The sequence below is a fragment of the Brevundimonas sp. GW822-FHT03E11 genome (genome assembly GCF_058801445.1).
In genome coordinates this window covers 239821-255185 of sequence record NZ_JBXANG010000004.1, presented here as the reverse complement: position 1 = coordinate 255185, position 15365 = coordinate 239821, and the positions used below count along the sequence as shown (strand labels likewise).

At 69.3% G+C, this 15365-nt stretch carries 12 protein-coding genes and 3 tRNA genes; 6 read left to right on the top strand and 9 right to left on the bottom strand.

Translation table 11 applies throughout. The features are described from left to right. Positions 1–118 precede the first annotated feature (118 nt). Entirely contained in the window at positions 119–2170 is a 2052-nt protein-coding gene (locus AC1RKE_RS08890; protein WP_348684617.1) for a lytic transglycosylase domain-containing protein, read from the top strand. Here AC1RKE_RS08890 and AC1RKE_RS08885 read toward each other — a convergent pair. From AC1RKE_RS08885 to AC1RKE_RS08870, 4 genes are read right to left on the bottom strand one after another with little or no spacing between them, the layout of a single operon-like run. Next, positions 2164–2919: an ABC transporter ATP-binding protein gene (locus AC1RKE_RS08885; RefSeq protein ID WP_395942047.1), complete on the bottom strand. Its 756-nt coding sequence runs from the start codon at positions 2917–2919 to the stop codon at positions 2164–2166. The genes AC1RKE_RS08890 and AC1RKE_RS08885 overlap by 7 nt on opposite strands. After that, entirely contained in the window at positions 2919–3908 is a 990-nt protein-coding gene (locus tag AC1RKE_RS08880) for a FecCD family ABC transporter permease (protein WP_395942044.1), read from the bottom strand. Before AC1RKE_RS08880 ends, AC1RKE_RS08885 begins: the two co-directional genes overlap by 1 nt. Beyond that, positions 3905–4711: an ABC transporter substrate-binding protein gene (locus AC1RKE_RS08875; RefSeq protein ID WP_395942045.1), complete on the bottom strand. Its 807-nt coding sequence runs from the start codon at positions 4709–4711 to the stop codon at positions 3905–3907. Before AC1RKE_RS08875 ends, AC1RKE_RS08880 begins: the two co-directional genes overlap by 4 nt. After that, positions 4708–5337 (bottom strand): TetR/AcrR family transcriptional regulator, encoded by a 630-nt coding sequence (locus AC1RKE_RS08870; protein WP_395942046.1) that lies wholly within the window; start codon positions 5335–5337, stop codon positions 4708–4710. The genes AC1RKE_RS08875 and AC1RKE_RS08870 overlap by 4 nt, the downstream gene beginning before the upstream one ends. A 130-nt stretch (positions 5338–5467) precedes the next feature. Between AC1RKE_RS08870 and AC1RKE_RS08865 the strand changes: the two genes are divergently transcribed. From AC1RKE_RS08865 to AC1RKE_RS08855, 3 genes are read left to right on the top strand one after another with little or no spacing between them, the layout of a single operon-like run. Then, positions 5468–6844, top strand: coding sequence for a glycosyltransferase (locus AC1RKE_RS08865; RefSeq protein ID WP_492896860.1), 1377 nt, complete (start codon positions 5468–5470; stop codon positions 6842–6844). Between the two features lie 18 nt (positions 6845–6862). After that, on the top strand, positions 6863–7774 hold the full coding sequence (locus AC1RKE_RS08860) for an RsmD family RNA methyltransferase (protein ID WP_348684508.1): 912 nt from the start codon (positions 6863–6865) through the stop codon (positions 7772–7774). Beyond that, on the top strand, positions 7771–8568 hold the full coding sequence (locus AC1RKE_RS08855; RefSeq protein WP_348684509.1) for a TrmH family RNA methyltransferase: 798 nt from the start codon (positions 7771–7773) through the stop codon (positions 8566–8568). Before AC1RKE_RS08860 ends, AC1RKE_RS08855 begins: the two co-directional genes overlap by 4 nt. Positions 8569–8577: 9 nt before the next feature. On the opposite strand, the gene AC1RKE_RS08850 is transcribed toward AC1RKE_RS08855, so the two are convergent. The 3 genes from AC1RKE_RS08850 to hrpB all read right to left on the bottom strand — a co-directional run bounded on the left by AC1RKE_RS08850 (position 8578) and on the right by hrpB (position 12655). Continuing rightward, positions 8578–9915, bottom strand: a complete 1338-nt coding sequence (locus AC1RKE_RS08850) for an MFS transporter (protein WP_483458165.1) — start codon at positions 9913–9915, stop codon at positions 8578–8580. A gap of 19 nt (positions 9916–9934) precedes the next feature. Continuing rightward, positions 9935–10144 (bottom strand): hypothetical protein, encoded by a 210-nt coding sequence (locus tag AC1RKE_RS08845; RefSeq protein ID WP_042823661.1) that lies wholly within the window; start codon positions 10142–10144, stop codon positions 9935–9937. Between the two features lie 75 nt (positions 10145–10219). Further along, positions 10220–12655, bottom strand: coding sequence for an ATP-dependent helicase HrpB (gene hrpB / locus AC1RKE_RS08840; protein WP_395942259.1), 2436 nt, complete (start codon positions 12653–12655; stop codon positions 10220–10222). 156 nt (positions 12656–12811) lie between these two features. Between hrpB and AC1RKE_RS08835 the strand changes: the two genes are divergently transcribed. Beyond that, positions 12812–14422, top strand: a complete 1611-nt coding sequence (locus tag AC1RKE_RS08835; protein ID WP_182713620.1) for an amino acid permease — start codon at positions 12812–12814, stop codon at positions 14420–14422. Positions 14423–14609: 187 nt separating this feature from the next. Here AC1RKE_RS08835 and AC1RKE_RS08830 read toward each other — a convergent pair. Both AC1RKE_RS08830 and AC1RKE_RS08825 read right to left on the bottom strand, forming a co-directional pair. Next, a tRNA-Leu gene (locus AC1RKE_RS08830) sits at positions 14610–14694 on the bottom strand. Positions 14695–14980: 286 nt separating this feature from the next. Beyond that, positions 14981–15054 (bottom strand) — tRNA-Gln (locus AC1RKE_RS08825). A gap of 200 nt (positions 15055–15254) precedes the next feature. On the opposite strand from AC1RKE_RS08825, the gene AC1RKE_RS08820 reads away from it, so the two are divergent. After that, a tRNA-Pro gene (locus AC1RKE_RS08820) sits at positions 15255–15331 on the top strand. The last annotated feature ends 34 nt before the right edge of the window (positions 15332–15365 follow it).

Genomic DNA, 15365 nt, shown 5'->3' with positions numbered 1-15365 from the left:
GCTAGCCTAATTGGGGAGGGGCGATGGACGGACGTCCAGGACCTCTGTCTTGAGAGCGCGAGACGTTAGGTCGCCAGCGGCTTCGCCGCAACCGGGATGAATGAGAACAGGAAAGATCATGATTGCGACGAGTCTGGCGGCGGTTCTCGCCTTGATTGCGCCGAGCCCTCAAGACGCGGCGCCGGCGCAGGCCGTCCCCTATGGTTCCGTCACTCAAACCGGCGTCGCCTATGGCCAAACCCGCGTCCTGAATGATCAGGACACGGCGCTGTTTCGTCAAGGACTGGCCGCCGCGCGGGCGCGCGACGTGCTGGGCGCCCAGTCGGCCCTCTCACAGATCGGCGATCCCGCAGCGCGCAAACTGGTCCAGTGGGCCCTGATCGACACCTCGGGCGAACAGCTGGCCTACGCCGACCTCGCCCGCGCCCAGACGGAGCTGGCCGGCTGGCCGAGGGCCGAATCACGCCGCGAAGCGACAGAAAAGGTGCTGGCCCGATCCGGCGTCGGCCCGGACGCCGCCCTGGCCCTGTTCGCGCAGGAACCGCCCCGCACGGTCGATGGCGCCATCGCCTACGCCGCCGCCCTTGAACAGAGGGGGCGACGCGATGAGGCGCGCGCCCTGATCCGCGAATGGTGGCGCACGCGATCCTTCGACGAGGCGCCGCAATCGCGCATTCTGGTCGCCTGGGGCGGATGGTTGACCCCGGCCGATCATGAGACCCGCCTCAATCTGCTGCTGATGGGCCCTCACGGCCCGGCCACCCGCGCGATGACGGGCCTCGTCTCACCGGAACGGGCGGCCGTCGCAAACGCCGTCATGAGCCTGCGCACCGCCTACAGCCCTGACGCCGTGGTCGCTTCCCTGACCCCGACACAGGCCGTCGATCCCGTCGTGGTCCTGGAACGGGTTCGTATCCTGCGGTCTCAGAACCGTCAGTCCGAAGCCTTCCCGCTTCTGGCCTACCTCCCGCCCGCTCCGGGCCACACGGTCGGCGACGACACCCTGTGGACCGAGCGCCGCAACTATTATCTGGACGCCCTGCAGCAGGGAAACTGGCGCGCCGCCTATGATGCGATGAACGGCCACGGCTTCACCTCGGGCGACCGAATGGTTGACGCCGAATTCTTCGCCGGATGGGTCGCCCTGACAAAGCTGAACCAGCCCGAAGTCGCCGCCCGTCATTTCGAGGCCCTGCGCACCGCCTCCTCAACTCCGATCACCCAGGGCCGCGCCTATTACTGGCTGGGCCGGGCCGCCGAGGCCCGGGGCGAGCGCGACGCCGCCCTCGCCTATTATCGCAACGGCGCCCAGCACTGGCAGACCTTCTATGGCCAGCTCGCCGCCGAAAAGGCCGGGATGACCACCCTGACCCTGCCCGGTGATCCGGCGCCTACCCCTGCGGACATCGCCCGATTTGAAGCCGATGAACGGGTTCGCGCCACTCGGATTCTCGGCGAGACCGGGGAGACCAGCCTGCTGCGGGTCTTCGCCTATCAGCTCGACAACGACCTCCCCACGATCGAGGATCTGGCCCTGCTGATGGATTTGAGCCGCAGCTACGGCGACGGTTTCGCGGCCATGATGGTCGGCCGTGCGGCCAGCCAGAGGGGCTTTGTCCTGCCGGAGCGGATGTATCCGGTCCGCATACCGCCACAGGTCGCCGGCGCGGCGCCTCTGGAGTTCACTCAGGCCATCACACGTCAGGAATCCAGTTTCGACCCCCGGGCCCGCTCCGGGGCCGATGCGCGCGGAATGATGCAGTTCCTGCCCTCTACCGGCTCCGGCGTGGCCCGTCGCCTGGGCATGAGCTTCTCGGCCGAACAGCTGTGGGACCCGGACTACAACATGACCCTGGGCAGCTATCACCTGGGCGAGCTGATGGCGGCCAACAACGGCTCCATGCTGCTGGCCACGGTCGGCTACAACGCCGGCCCAGCGCGGCCGAACCAGTGGATCGCCCGCTGCGGCGACCCGCGCGGCGACGCCAACGCCGCCATCGACTTCATCGAATGCGCCCCCTTCACCGAGACGCGCAACTATATGATGCGGGTGATGGAGAATATGGCGGTCTACAAGGCCCGGCTGAACGGCGGCTCGGCGCCCCTGACGCCCTCGGCCGACATTGCGCGCGGCGCCGCGGCGGGTCCGCGTCCCTACGTCGCCTACTGAGCCCGACGGGCCGCCAGCAGCGGCCCGTCCGGCGTTTCGACCCAGCGCCCGTCCAAGCCGAAGACGCTTTTGAGCACGCCCGGCTCCAGCGCCTCCATCGGCGGGGCGGCGGCGACGACCTGTCCCTGATGCATGACCATCACCTGGTCGGCGAAGGCCGCCGCCAGGGTCAGGTCGTGCAGGCTGACCAGCACGGCGGCGCCGCCGTCCGCGCGGGCGCGCAGCCGCTCCAGCACCAGCCGCTGCGCGTCCGGATCGAGCCCCGCGATCGGTTCATCCGCCAGCAGCATGGGGGCGTCGGTCGTCAAAGCGCGCGCCAGCAGCACCCGCGCCCGCTCGCCGCCGGACATTTCGGCTACGCCGCGATCGACCAGATGGGCGCCGCCCACTTCAGCCAGAGCCCGCTTGGCCCGCGCCAAGGCTTCGGGACCGGCCAGGAAGGGCGCGCCCAGGGCCGCCACCTCCACCGCCGGCAGATTCCAGGCGATCCGCCGCTCCTGGGGCAGATAGGCGACGCGCCGGGCCCGTTCTCGAGGGGACAGGATTGTGACGTCGTCGCCGTTCAGGCGGGCGACGCCGCCGTCCAGCGCCAGCAGTCCGACGAACGCCTTGATCAGGCTGGACTTGCCCGCCCCGTTGGGACCGACCAGGGCGACCAACCGGCCGCGCTCGACCTGTACGTCCGCACCGTCCAGCACCTTGCGCCCGCCCAGGGTCGCCTGGGCGTCCCACATCGTCAGCGGCGCGATCACAGTCGCCACTCCCGCGCCGCCCGCCAGGCGATCAGGGCGAACAGGGGCGCCCCGATCAAGGCCGTGAACACCCCCAGTTTCAGCTCCTGATCCGTCGGCGTCAGCCGCGCCGCTAAGTCCGCGACCACCAGGATCAATCCGCCCGCCAGGGCCGAGGGCGCCAGGATTCGCCCCGCGTCCCCGCGCACCGCCGCCCGCACCAGATGGGGCGCCGCCAGACCGACGAAGCCGATCACGCCCGCGACCGCCACCGCCGCCCCCGTCGCCAGCGCCGCCGCGATCAGGGCGAAGCCTCTCAACCGCCCCATGGAGAGCCCCGACGTTGCGGCCGTTTCATCGCCAAGGGTGAGCATCCGCAGTCCCCGCGCCGACAGGGCGGCGAAAACGGCCGCGATCGCCAGGGCCGGCGCCACCCAGGCTACATCGACCCAACTCCGGTTCTGCACCGATCCCAACAGCCAGGCCATGACCTCGGCCTGGGCGATGGGGGACGGCGACAGGTTGAAGATCAGGGCCGTCGCCGCCCCCGCGAAACTCGACAGGGCCACCCCGAACAGGATCAGGGCCTCCGGCGCCCGCATCAGTCCGGCTGCCGCGACCAGCACCCCGCCGGCCACAGCCGCGCCGGCCAGGGCCGACATCTCCACCAAGCCCCCAACGTCCGCGCCGCCGAGGACGATCGCCAGGGCCGCGCCCAAGGCCGCCGTCGCCGAAACCCCCAGCACGCCAGGATCGGCCAGGGGATTGCGGAGCAGCCCCTGCATCACCGCCCCCGCCAGCCCCAGAGCCGCTCCGACGACCAGGGCGCAGACGGCGCGGGGCGCCCGCACCTGCCACAAGACGTCCCAGGGACCTGAAGACGGATCGCCGAAGGCCGCCGCATACTGGGCGCGGTCGAACCCCGTCTCCCCGAACAGGACGGCGGTCGCCACGGCCGCCGTACAGAGCAGGCCCAGAGTCACGCACAGACGAACCGTACGATTCATGGGCGCGCCTTCATCATCTCCACCCCGTCGGCGGCGAACCAGGCGGGACAGGTCAGGACGGCCGCCGGCAGCTTCGCCGCCGTCCGCCCCTTGGCGGCGCGGCGCACCACCGGATGGCGGCCCGCGCCCCGCCAGTCGGCCCGCAACTGGTCGAAAAAGCCCAGCACGAACCGGATGGGCGGCTGAAGCGCGATCTGCTCGACACTGACGGCCCCGAAGCCCGGCGCGGTCGTCAGATTGCGAAAGCCGGCCGCCCGCATCATCGCATCCATCAGCGTGCCGGGACCGGACGTATAGCCGCCCGAGGTCAGATAGAGGGCGCCGGGCGTGGGGCTTCCGGCGGGCGGCGCCGCGCGATCCAGCTTGGCCTGCATGGTCCGCTCCAGTCGAGCCCCCCGCTCGGCCTGCCCGAGACCCTGAGCTGCGGCGCGAATATTGGCGCGCACCCCGTCGAAGTCCGTCGCGTCCGCGATCGTGACCACCTTGGTCCCGCGCTGCTCCAGTGCCGCCAGCAGCCGGGGTTCGCCGCCCCAGTAGCGTACGACCACATCCGGTTTGAACCCGACCGCCGCCTCCAGGGTCGGGCGCAGCCGCCTGTGTCCGGCCGCCTCGCGCCTCAGCCAGGCGTCAGGATCGTCGGCGCGCGGCGACAGGGCCAGTTCGGCGTCGGGCGCCAGGGCCAGGACATATTGATCGGCGCACTGATCCAGGGCCATGACCCGCAAGGGCCGAGCCTGGGCGGGGAGCGGCGTCAGCCCCACAAGGACCAGACAGAGAAGGAGCGACCGGGCGCGTGGGGTCACGGTTTAAGCAGGCCGTCGAACACGGCGTCCAGGGTCGTCTTGACCAACCGGTCCCGCTCCACCCACGGAAAATAGGGTTTGGTGATCATCAGCGACACGACGCCGTGCGCAGCCGCCCAAATCGACTGGGCGATCGCCCTGGCGTCGCCCTCCATCCGCCCTGCGGCCACGGTCGCCTCAACCAAGGCTACAAAGGCGGAAAAGACGACGGCGCCCAGCTCCTGAGACAAGGTCTGAGCGCCCTCTCGGGCCTCCGCGGGACGGGTCAGATAGATCAGCCGATAGGCGTTGGGCTGATCGAACCCGAACTGGGCGTAGGCCTCGATCATGGCCCTCAGTCGCACCTCCGGCGGCGCGGAGCCCGACGACAGGGAGGCCGCAGCCGCCGTCAGGACGCTGAAGGCGTTGCGGCAGATTTCCTGCAGGATCGCGCCCTTATCGGGGAAATGCATATAGAGGGCGGTCGAGGACAGGCCGACCTCATCCGCGATCTTGCGAATGGTCGCTCCTTCATAGCCGTGCTCGACGAAAATCCGCTCGGCGGCGGCCAGGATTTCGCCGCGCCGTGAATGGCCTTCCCCCTTGGGCTTGCGGTGGGAACGAGACGATTGCGACGCGAGGGGCAAAGGCGACTCCAGGTCAGGGGCGATCTGAATAGCGACAATCGATCATCGGCGCCAATCGGCGCAGAAAAATCCAGTTGCAACAAACAAGTATTTCCAGTTGTATTCGGCTCGGGCGGGGGCTGGAACGATGATGATCAAGACGAATGCGCTCAGCGGCGCAGGGCGTCGAACGCCGACGGCCTGGCAGGCGGCGGTTGTCGGCGGGCTGGTCGCATGTGCGGCGTTCGGCCTTGTCCTCTGGCCACGGGCGACGCTGGAGGCCCTGATCTTGGGTCAGGCTTGTTTCGTCGCCACGGCCATTTGGCGGGCCGTCCTGGCGGCAGCCAGTCTTTCTCCGCCGCCCCCGCCGCCCAAGCCGGGCCGCTGGCCGCGCTATACCGTCCTGGCGGCCTTGTATGACGAGGCGGCGGTGGTGGAGCAGTTGGTGCAGAACCTGTCTCGGCTGGACTACCCCCGCCGACAGTTGCAGGGGTTCCTCATCCTGGAAGCGCACGATCAGTCAACCATTGCGGCGGCGACGGCCGCAGCCAGGCCTGACTGGCTGCAGATCCTGATTGTGCCGCCTGGCGCGCCCCAGACCAAGCCGCGCGCCCTCAACCACGCCCTTCCCTTCATCAAGGGCGAACTGGTCACCGTCTATGACGCCGAAGATGCGCCGGACCCGGGGCAACTGCGTGAAGCGGCGGCGCACTTCGCCCAGAGCCCTGATCTCGCCTGCGTTCAGGCGCCGTTGCGCGTTCGCAGAGGCGCCGGCCTGAAGGGGTTTCTCGATCGACAGTTCGCCCTGGAGTACGCCGCCCTTTTCGAGGTCAATCTTCAGGGCATGGCGAAGCTGAACCTGCCCTTCCCCCTCGGCGGCACCAGCAATCATCTTCGGACGGCCATCCTCCGGGATCTGGGCGGTTGGGACGCCTATAATGTGACGGAAGACGCCGACCTGGGCTTTCGGCTCTGGTCGGCGGGGTGGCGTCTGGGGGTCATCCACCGACCGACCTGGGAAACGCCGCCCGGCCCTTTCGAGCGCTGGCTGCCCCAGAGAACGCGATGGTTGAAGGGCTATATGCAGACCTGGGGCGTCCATACGCGCTCGCCCGCCGCCCTGGGCGAACGCGGACTGCTGTCGCTTGTCATGACCTTGGGAGCCGCCGTCATATCCGCCGCCTGCCACGCTCCCGCCTTGGCCTGGATCGGGTCGGCCCTTCTCCTGGGCCTTCATGCGGGCGCGGCGCCGTACTTGCCGACCGGATCGCTCGCCGTCCTGGCGCTGGGCGTCGTCGCCGCATGGATGAGTTGCGCCGTCGGGGCGCGCCGCGCCGGTCTGGACTATCGTCTCAGCGACATGCTGCTGGCGCCGGCCTATTGGTCCCTGCTCAGCGTCGCCTTCGCCCAGGCCCTCTGGCGACTGATCGTATCGCCCTATGTCTGGGACAAGACGATCCATGAGCCGGACCATGACGCCGAATGCGGCGCCTCCACCCATGTCGATGCTGGACGTAAGGCCGCCTGACCGCCTATCAGCCGCAGGATGGCGCCCCTGCTCTCTCCCACCCCCGAAACCCTGGTGACCCACGGCTGGTCCGACTACGCCCTGCTGGACTCCGGCGAGGGCAGGAAGCTTGAGCGCTACGGCCCCTATATGGTGGTCCGGCCCGAGCCCCAGTGCTTCTGGTCCCCGCGCGACCCGGCCGCTTTCGACCAGGCCACCGCCGCCTTCGATCCGCAGCAGGAGGAGGAAGACTCCGGCCGCTGGCGCTTCGACCGGCACGGCCCCGTCGACGCCTTTCCCCTGAAATGGCGCGAGGTGAAGTTCACCGGCCGTTTCACGCCTTTCCGCCACCTGGCCTTCTTCCCGGAACAGGCCGCCAACTGGGACTGGCTGGACGCCCGCGTGCGCGCCTTCACGCGCGACGCCGGCCGAGCGCCGAAGATCCTGAACCTGTTCGGCTACACCGGCGTCGCCAGCCTGGCCTGCGCCGCCGCCGGGGCCGAGGTCACCCACGTCGACGCCTCGAAGAAATCAGTCAACTACGCCCGCGAGAACGCCGAACAGTCCGGCCTGTCCGACCGCCCGATCCGCTGGATCGTCGAGGACGCCCGCAAATATGTGGCGCGCGAGGTCCGGCGCGGCTCCAAATACGACGGTATAATCCTGGACCCGCCCAAGTACGGACGCGGCCCGACCGGCGAGGTCTGGCGCCTGTTCGAGGACATGCCGGCCCTGCTGAAGGACTGCGCCGCCCTGTTGTCCGACGAGGCCGATTTCCTGTTGCTGAACGCCTACGCCGCCCGCATCTCCGGCCTGTCCCTGGCCCATCTGATGGCCGAGGCCCTGCCGGATCGCGGCGGCCGCATCGACTGGGGCGAACTGGCCCTGTCCGAAGACGGTGCGAACGCCCGCGCCATCGGCCTGTCCTTCTTCGCCCGGTGGAGCCGATGACGGACCGCGTGATCACCTCACTGACCAATGACACGGTCAAGGCCGTCCGGGCCCTGCATATGCGCAAGGAGCGGGACAGCACCGGGACCTTCCTGGCCGAGGGGCTGAAATTCATCGGCGAGGCCCTGGACCTGGGCCGGGCGCCGCGCCTGCTGCTGGTCGGCGAGGATGCCCGCCCCCACCCCCTGCTGGACCGGGCAAAGGCCGAGACGCGCAAGGCCGGCGGCGAGATCGTCGTCGTCACCCACGCCATCCTCGAAAAGATCAGCCGCCGCGACAATCCGCAGACCGTCCTGGGCGTGTTCGATCAGGTCTATACCCCTCTGGACAGGCTGGACCCCGCCTCGGCCCCCTGCTGGGTGGCCCTGGAGCAGGTGCGTGATCCCGGCAATCTGGGCACCATCATCCGCACCGCCGACGCGGCCGGCTGCGGCGGCGTCATCCTGATCGGCGACTGCGTCGATCCCTATTCGGTCGAGGCGGTGCGCGCGACCATGGGTTCGGTCTTCGCCGTCTCCATCACCAAAGCCGACCCCGAGTCCTTCCTGGCCTGGCGCCAGACCTGGCCCGGCAGCGTCGTCGGCACCCGGCTGGACGCCAAGGTCAGCCACCGCTCGGCGGTGATGCAGAAGCCGTCGCTGATCCTGATGGGCAACGAACAGGCCGGGTTGACCGACCAGCTGGCCGCCGCCTGCGACGTCAACGTCAAGATCCCGATGCGCGGCCGGGCCGACAGCCTGAACCTGGCCGTCGCGACCGGGATCATGGTCTATGCGGCGACGGACGAAGCCTAGAGTTCGGTATCAGAGTTCCGTCTCCGGGCTGACCCGCCCCATGCCCCACAGGGCCAGTATGGTCACCACCGCCGACAGGGCCAGATAGCCGCCTACCGCCGCCAGCCCATAGGTCTTGGCCAGCCAGGTCGCCAGATAGGGCGCCAGCGACGCCCCCACGATCCCGGCCAGATTGAAGGCCATGGACGCCCCCGTATAGCGGACGGCCGTTGGGAAGGGCCGCGCCATGGCCGCGCCGATAGGGCCATAGGTGCAACCCATCAGGGCAAAGCCCAGGGCGAAGAAGATCAGCAGCCCCGTCAGCCCCGCGCCGAACAGGGGGGCGAACAGGCCGCCGAACAGGGCGATGCCGACCGAGGAGGCGATCAGCACCTTCACTTGGCCGAACCGGTCGGCCAGCAGGGCCGTCACCGGAATGAAGGCGGCGAAGAACAGCACCCCGATCAGCTGGACCGGCAGGACCTCGCCGCGCTCAAGCCCCATCCCCGTCGTCGCCCAGCCCAGGGCGAAGACGGTCATCAGATAGAAGAGGGAGAAGGTCGTCACCCCGCTGAACGTCCCCAGGAACAGGGCCGCCTTGTGATGGGCGAACAGGGTCACGGCCGGCGCCTTGACCCGCTCCTTGCGATCCATCGCCGTCTGGAACTCCGGGGTCTCGGTGATCTTCAACCGCACCCACAGACCGACGAAGACCAGGACGGCGCTGGCCAGGAAGGGCAAGCGCCAGCCCCAGGCCTCGAACTGGGCCTCGCTCATCGTCGAGGTCAGGACGATGAAGGCGCCCGTCGACAGGATGAAGCCGATCGGCGCCCCCAGTTGCGGGAACATGCCGAACCAGGCCTTCTTGCCCGGAGGCGCGTTTTCGGTCGCCAGCAGGACGGCCCCGCCCCATTCGCCGCCCAGGCCCAGCCCCTGCCCGAACCGGCACAGGGCCAGCAGCAGGGGCGCGATCACCCCGACCGTCGCATGGGTCGGCAACAGGCCGATCGCCACGGTCGACAGGCCCATGGTCATCAGGGCCGCCACCAGGGTCGCCTTGCGTCCCACCCGGTCCCCGAAATGCCCGAAGGCCAGGGCGCCGACCGGTCTTGCGAAAAAGGCGATGGAGAAGGTGGCGAAGGACGACAGCATGGCCGTCGTCGGGTCCCCGCCCGGGAAGAACAGCCGCGGAAACACCAGCACCGCCGCCGTGGCGTAGATATAGAAGTCGTAGAATTCGATCGTGGTGCCGATCAGGCTGGCGAAAAGAACCCGCCCTTTTCCGGCGGTCGGCGAGATGGTCCTGGCGTTCGGCACGATTTTGTCCCCGTTGGCGCACGGCGGGCGCGCCTGACCATATCGCGTCATCTTCTCCCGCTGAAAAGCCTCAACCTGCGGGCGACGGCCGTCCCATGGTCCAGTTCGCCTGCATCCGCACGACCGGGTTGGGCGCACACCAGATTTCTCCGGTCTCGGTAATGGCCGTCACCCAGATCAGATTGTGCTCCTGACCATAGTCGATGACGGCGAAGGCGAACCCCTTGCCGCGATCCTGCACGGTGACAGGCAGCGGGGGGTCGAGTTGGGTAAGTGCCATGGGGCGTCCTCTGCGAGATTGGCTCAACGCAGCGCTTGCCGCCCGGTTGCAGCCGCTTGGGACGGGTTCGACGCTTCACGTCCCGCGGGGCTTGGCCCGGTTGGTCGCCTGGGCTTCGGCCGGGTTCTCGGGCCAGGGATGGCGCGGATAGCGGCCGCGCATCTCCGAGCGCACCGCCGCCCAGGAGCCCGCCCAGAATCCCGGCAGGTCCTGGGTCACCTGCACCGGCCGCCGCGCCGGCGACAGCAGGGCCAGGGTCAGGGGAACGCGGCCGCCGCCGACCGTCGGATGGGTCGTCACGCCGAACAACTCCTGAACGCGGATCTCAACGCGCGGTCCGCCCTCCGCGCCGTAGTCGATGCCCGCCGACCCCAGCGGCGTCGTCAGTCGCGGCGGCGCCAGTTCGTCCAGCCTGCGTTGCAGATCCCAGGGGATCAGCCCCCGCAAGGCGTCCGCCAGCCTGCCGTCGTTGGTCGCCGCCAGCGACTTCGCGCCCTCCAGCACCGGCCACAGCCAGTCCTCGCGCGCCGCCATGAGACCATCGTCCGACACATCAGGCCAGGCCGGGTCCAGCCCGTGCAGAAAAGCCAGCCGCGCCCGCAGAGCCGAGGCCTGCTCGCCCCAGTGCAGGGCGCCGATCCCCTCGGCCTCGACCTCGGCCTTCAGCACGGCCGACAACTGGCTCGCGTCAGGCGTCCCGATCACCTTCTCATCCAGAACGATCGCGCCGATCCGTCGGATGCGCTTGATCACCGCCCGGCCCGAGGGCTCGCGCGCCAGCCGTTCCTCGGTTTCGATCAGCCGCGCCAGATCGGTTTCAAGCGTCGCCGCGTCCAGCGCCGCCGCCAGCCGCACCCGGTCCCGCGCCTCGCCGCCCCCCAGCTCGGCCACCGCCAGCCAGGTCTCGCGCGCCAGGGGATCGGTCGCCTCGACCATGGCCCCGCGCCCGCTGGCCAGCAGCATCTCGCCGGCCTTGCCCCGCATCCGCGCGATCCGTTCGGGGAAGGCCTCGGCCAGCAGCAGTCCCTCATCGACCGACCCGCCCGCGCCGCCGCCCGCCGCCCGAGCCCAGCGCTCAGCCAGTTTCAACGCATCCCGCGCCCGCGGCGACCGGTCCCGCTCCAGGCCGACCAGCCGTTCGTGCAGATCCACGTTCGATCCGCCCAATCCCGGCTCGCTCAGCACCGCCGCGATCCGCGCGCCCGTCATGGCGTCGTGCCCGTCCGAGGCCACGGCGACCATATGGGCCAGGCGCGGCGACAGGGGGATGCGTGTCAGCCGCCGCCCGTGATCGGTCAACCCGCCCTCCGCATCCAGCGCCCCCAGCCGCGTCAGCACCTTGCGCGCCTCGCCCAGGGCTCCGGCCGGCGGCGGGTCCAGCAGGGCCAACCCCTCGACCGACCGCGCGCCCCATCGCGCCAGATCCAACGCCAGGCCGGTCAGGTCCGCTTCCTGGATTTCCGGCCGCTGATGCGGGACCAGGCCGCGCGTCTGTTCCTCGTCCCACAGCCGATAGCAGACGCCCGGTTCGGTCCGTCCCGCCCGTCCCCGGCGCTGTTCCGCCGACGACCGGCTGACCCGAACCGTGGCCAGCCGGGTCAGGCCGCTGGACGGCTCGAACCGAGGCACGCGCGACAGGCCGCCGTCCACCACCACCCGCACCCCGTCGATCGTCAGGCTCGTCTCCGCAACCGAGGTCGCCAGCACCAGCTTGCGCCGCCCCGGCGCCGCCGGTTCGATGGCGCGGTCCTGCTCCGCCCGATCCAGTCCGCCATACAGGGGAACCACGTCGACGTTCGGCAGCCTCAGCCGTTCGTTGATCTGCCGCACGACCCGATGAATCTCGCCCTGCCCCGGCAGGAAGGCCAGAACCGACCCCGTCTCCTCGCCCAGGGCCGTCAGACAGGCCCGCGTCATCGCCTCCTCGAACCGCTCGGTCGGATTGCGGCCCAGATAGCGGGTGTCGACCGGATAGGCCCGCCCCTCCGCCTCGATCACCGGCGCGCCGTCCAGCAACCGCGACACCCCCGCCACGTCCAGGGTGGCCGACATCACCAGCAGCCGCAGATCCTCCCGCAGCGCCCCTTGCGTTTCCCGCGCCAGGGCCAGACCCAGGTCGGCGTCCAGGCTGCGCTCGTGAAACTCGTCGAACAGGACCACTCCCACCCCCTCCAGGCCGGGGTCGTCCAGGATCATCCGTGTGAAGACCCCCTCGGTGATCACCTCGATCCGCGTCTTCGGCCCGATCCGGCTCTGCAGCCGGGTGCGGTAGCCGACCGTCCCGCCCGCCTCCTGGCCCAGGGTGGCGGCCATCCGGTCGGCGGCGGCCCGTGCGGCGATACGGCGCGGCTCCAGCACCAGCAGCCGTCCGTCGCCCAGCCAGGCCTGGTCCAGCAGGGCCAAGGGGACGACCGTGGTCTTCCCCGCCCCCGGCGGGGCGGCCAAAACCGCCGTATTTCCGTTTGCAAGGGCGGATTTCAGCGGGTCGAGAACGGCGTGGATCGGCAACATGATCCGCCTCTAGCCCGATGCGCCCCCGATGCGCCACGATCACGAAAGCGTCGTGAGCGCTTCACCCCGCCGTCATGCGCGTTGCGCGGCCCGCATTCCGCCGCTAGCGTCCCCGCCGACGCGGCCAGAGGGCCGCCGTAAACGTGGGGGTATTCTATGTGGCGCGTTAAGTCGCTCGACGCGATTCTGGCCACGGCCGAGAAGAAGTCGCTTCATCGGTCGCTCGGACCTGTTCAACTGACCTTGCTCGGCATCGGCGCCATCATCGGCACCGGCATCTTCGTTCTGACGGCTGCGGCCTCTCAGAAGGCCGGCCCCGGCATGATGGTCAGCTTCGTCATCGCCGGCGCGGTCTGCGCGGTGGCGGCGCTCTGCTATTCGGAACTGGCGGCCATGGCCCCGGTCTCCGGCTCGGCCTACACCTATACCTACGCCGTCCTGGGCGAGCTGCTCGCCTGGTGCGTCGGCTGGGCCCTGATCCTCGAATACGCTGTTGCGGCCTCGGCCGTGTCGGTGGGCTGGTCCGGCTATGTGCTGGGCCTGATAGAGAACGGGATAGGCTTCGACTTCCCGGACCTCCTATCCGCCGGACCGACCTGGAGCATGAACGGTTTCATCCCGACGCCGGACTTCTCGGCCGGGATCGTCAACATTCCCGCCATCATCGTGGCCCTGGCCGTGACGGGCCTGCTGATCCTGGGCACCACCGAGTCGGCCCGCGTCAACGCCATCCTTGTGGCGATCAAGGTCGCGGCCCTGACGGTCTTCATCGTCCTGACCCTGCCGGTCATCGACACCGCCAACCTGTCGCCCTTCGCGCCCAACGGCCTGTTCGGCGCCTATTCGGGCATGGGCATCGTCGGCGCCGCCGCCTCGATCTTCTTCGCCTATGTCGGCTTCGACGCCGTCTCCACCGCTGCTGAAGAGACCAAGAACCCGCAGCGCAACGTGCCGATCGGCCTGATCGGCTCCCTGGCCTTCTGCACCGTCTTCTATCTGCTGGTCGCCCTGGGCGCGGCCGGCGCCATCGGCGCCCAGCCGGTCCTCGGCGCCGCCGGTCAAGCCGTCCAGCCGGGCTCGCCTGCCTTCGTCGCCGCCTGCGCCCTGCCGGCCAACGCCGAGGCCCTGGTCTGCTCGAACGAGGCCCTGGCCCACGTCCTGCGCGTCATCGGCCATCCGCAGGTCGGCAACGCCCTGGGCACCGCCGCCCTCTTGGCCCTGCCCTCGGTCATCCTGATGATGATCTACGGCCAGACCCGCATCTTCTTCGTCATGGCGCGCGACGGCCTGCTGCCGGAAGGCCTGACCAAGATGCACAAGCGGTTCAAGACCCCCTATGTCGTGACCCTGTTCACCGGCGTCGCCGTCGCCATCGCCGCCGCCCTCTTCCCAGTGGGTCAGCTGGCCGACATCTCGAACTCGGGCACCCTGTTCGCCTTCTTCATGGTGTCGATCGCGGTCCTGATCCTGCGCAAGACCGACCCGAACCGGAAACGTCCGTTCAAGACGCCCCTGGTCTGGATCATCGCGCCGCTTTCGGCTGCCGGCTGCGCCTTCCTGTTCTGGAACCTGCCGCATGACGCCAAGATGGTCCTGCCCATCTGGGGCGCCGTGGGTCTGGTGATCTATTTCGCCTACGGCTTCCGTAAGAGCCACGTCGCCCGCGGCCTGGTCGAGGTCCCGGAACTGTCCCCCGACGCCCCGGTCGGCCCGGTCCCGCCGATGCCGGGCGCCCCGGCCCCCGGCTCCAAGGAAGAACGCGACTGATGCAAAGAAGGCCGGTGTCGACGCCCCGGCCTTTTTCTTCGCCGCAAGGGAAACAGTGGCGCGCCAACGGCGCCTCAACTAACGCCACGCGCGATGGGCCCACAAAATGGCCTCAAGCAGCGCGAAGCGCGATAAGCCTGCCCTACAAAGACAAAAAGGCCCGGGATCGATCCCGGGCCTTTTTGCTTGGTGCGGATGAGAGGACTCGAACCTCCACGCCTCGCGGCGCTGGAACCTAAATCCAGTGCGTCTACCAGTTCCGCCACATCCGCATGGGCAGGCAGTGGGCTCTAGAGGGCGGGATCGCCCCTGACAAGGGGCGCTGTAACCCCAACACCGTTCGGCCACCAGTTCATTGCGAATCGCGCCGCCCTGGGGATTGCGCGCCAGAAAGCCGCCTCCGCGCTGAATCGTCCGCGTCTTGAGGCTAGGCCGGTCGGGAAGGTTCCGGCGTCGAGCGGCCTTGGCGCGCTTCGATTCCACGCCAAGAGCCGGTCAGCGACGACGGCCTGACGCCAAGGGAGGCCCAAGGCAGGCCTTTGCTTATGGGAGAGGCGGTGGCTGGGGAACTAGGACTCGAACCTAGAATGACGGTACCAAAAACCGGAGTGTTACCATTACACCATTCCCCAGCAGGTCCGGCGTCCGCTGCACTCTCGTGCGGCGGAGGCGGTCAGATAGGCCAAACCGTTTTCGGATGCAACACCCCCATTCAGGACAATTTTCGCCGCCTGCGAAGAAGGTCGAAATGGACGCTTGCGGCCTCCGAAACCCATGGCTATAAGCCGCGTCCTCACTTCGGGGCGACGCCTTGCGGCCCAGCCCCCACGGTCGGAGTGTGGCTCAGCCTGGTAGAGCACTGCGTTCGGGACGCAGGGGTCGGAGGTTCGAATCCTCTCACTCCGACCATTCTCTCTCATCCCTCTAGTGATCGTCACCCTCG

Excerpts from the sequence above, each read along its gene's own strand:
- AC1RKE_RS08890 (WP_348684617.1), top strand. The coding sequence starts at position 119 with ATGATTGCGACGAGTCTGGCGGCGGTTCTCGCCTTGATTGCGCCGAGC.
- AC1RKE_RS08880 (WP_395942044.1), bottom strand. The coding sequence starts at position 3,908 with ATGAATCGTACGGTTCGTCTGTGCGTGACTCTGGGCCTGCTCTGTACG.
- AC1RKE_RS08865 (WP_492896860.1), top strand. The coding sequence starts at position 5,468 with ATGATCAAGACGAATGCGCTCAGCGGCGCAGGGCGTCGAACGCCGACG.
- AC1RKE_RS08860 (WP_348684508.1), top strand. The coding sequence starts at position 6,863 with ATGGCGCCCCTGCTCTCTCCCACCCCCGAAACCCTGGTGACCCACGGC.
- AC1RKE_RS08855 (WP_348684509.1), top strand. The coding sequence starts at position 7,771 with ATGACGGACCGCGTGATCACCTCACTGACCAATGACACGGTCAAGGCC.
- AC1RKE_RS08850 (WP_483458165.1), bottom strand. The coding sequence starts at position 9,915 with ATGACGCGATATGGTCAGGCGCGCCCGCCGTGCGCCAACGGGGACAAA.
- AC1RKE_RS08845 (WP_042823661.1), bottom strand. The coding sequence starts at position 10,144 with ATGGCACTTACCCAACTCGACCCCCCGCTGCCTGTCACCGTGCAGGAT.
- hrpB (WP_395942259.1), bottom strand. The coding sequence starts at position 12,655 with ATGTTGCCGATCCACGCCGTTCTCGACCCGCTGAAATCCGCCCTTGCA.
- AC1RKE_RS08835 (WP_182713620.1), top strand. The coding sequence starts at position 12,812 with ATGTGGCGCGTTAAGTCGCTCGACGCGATTCTGGCCACGGCCGAGAAG.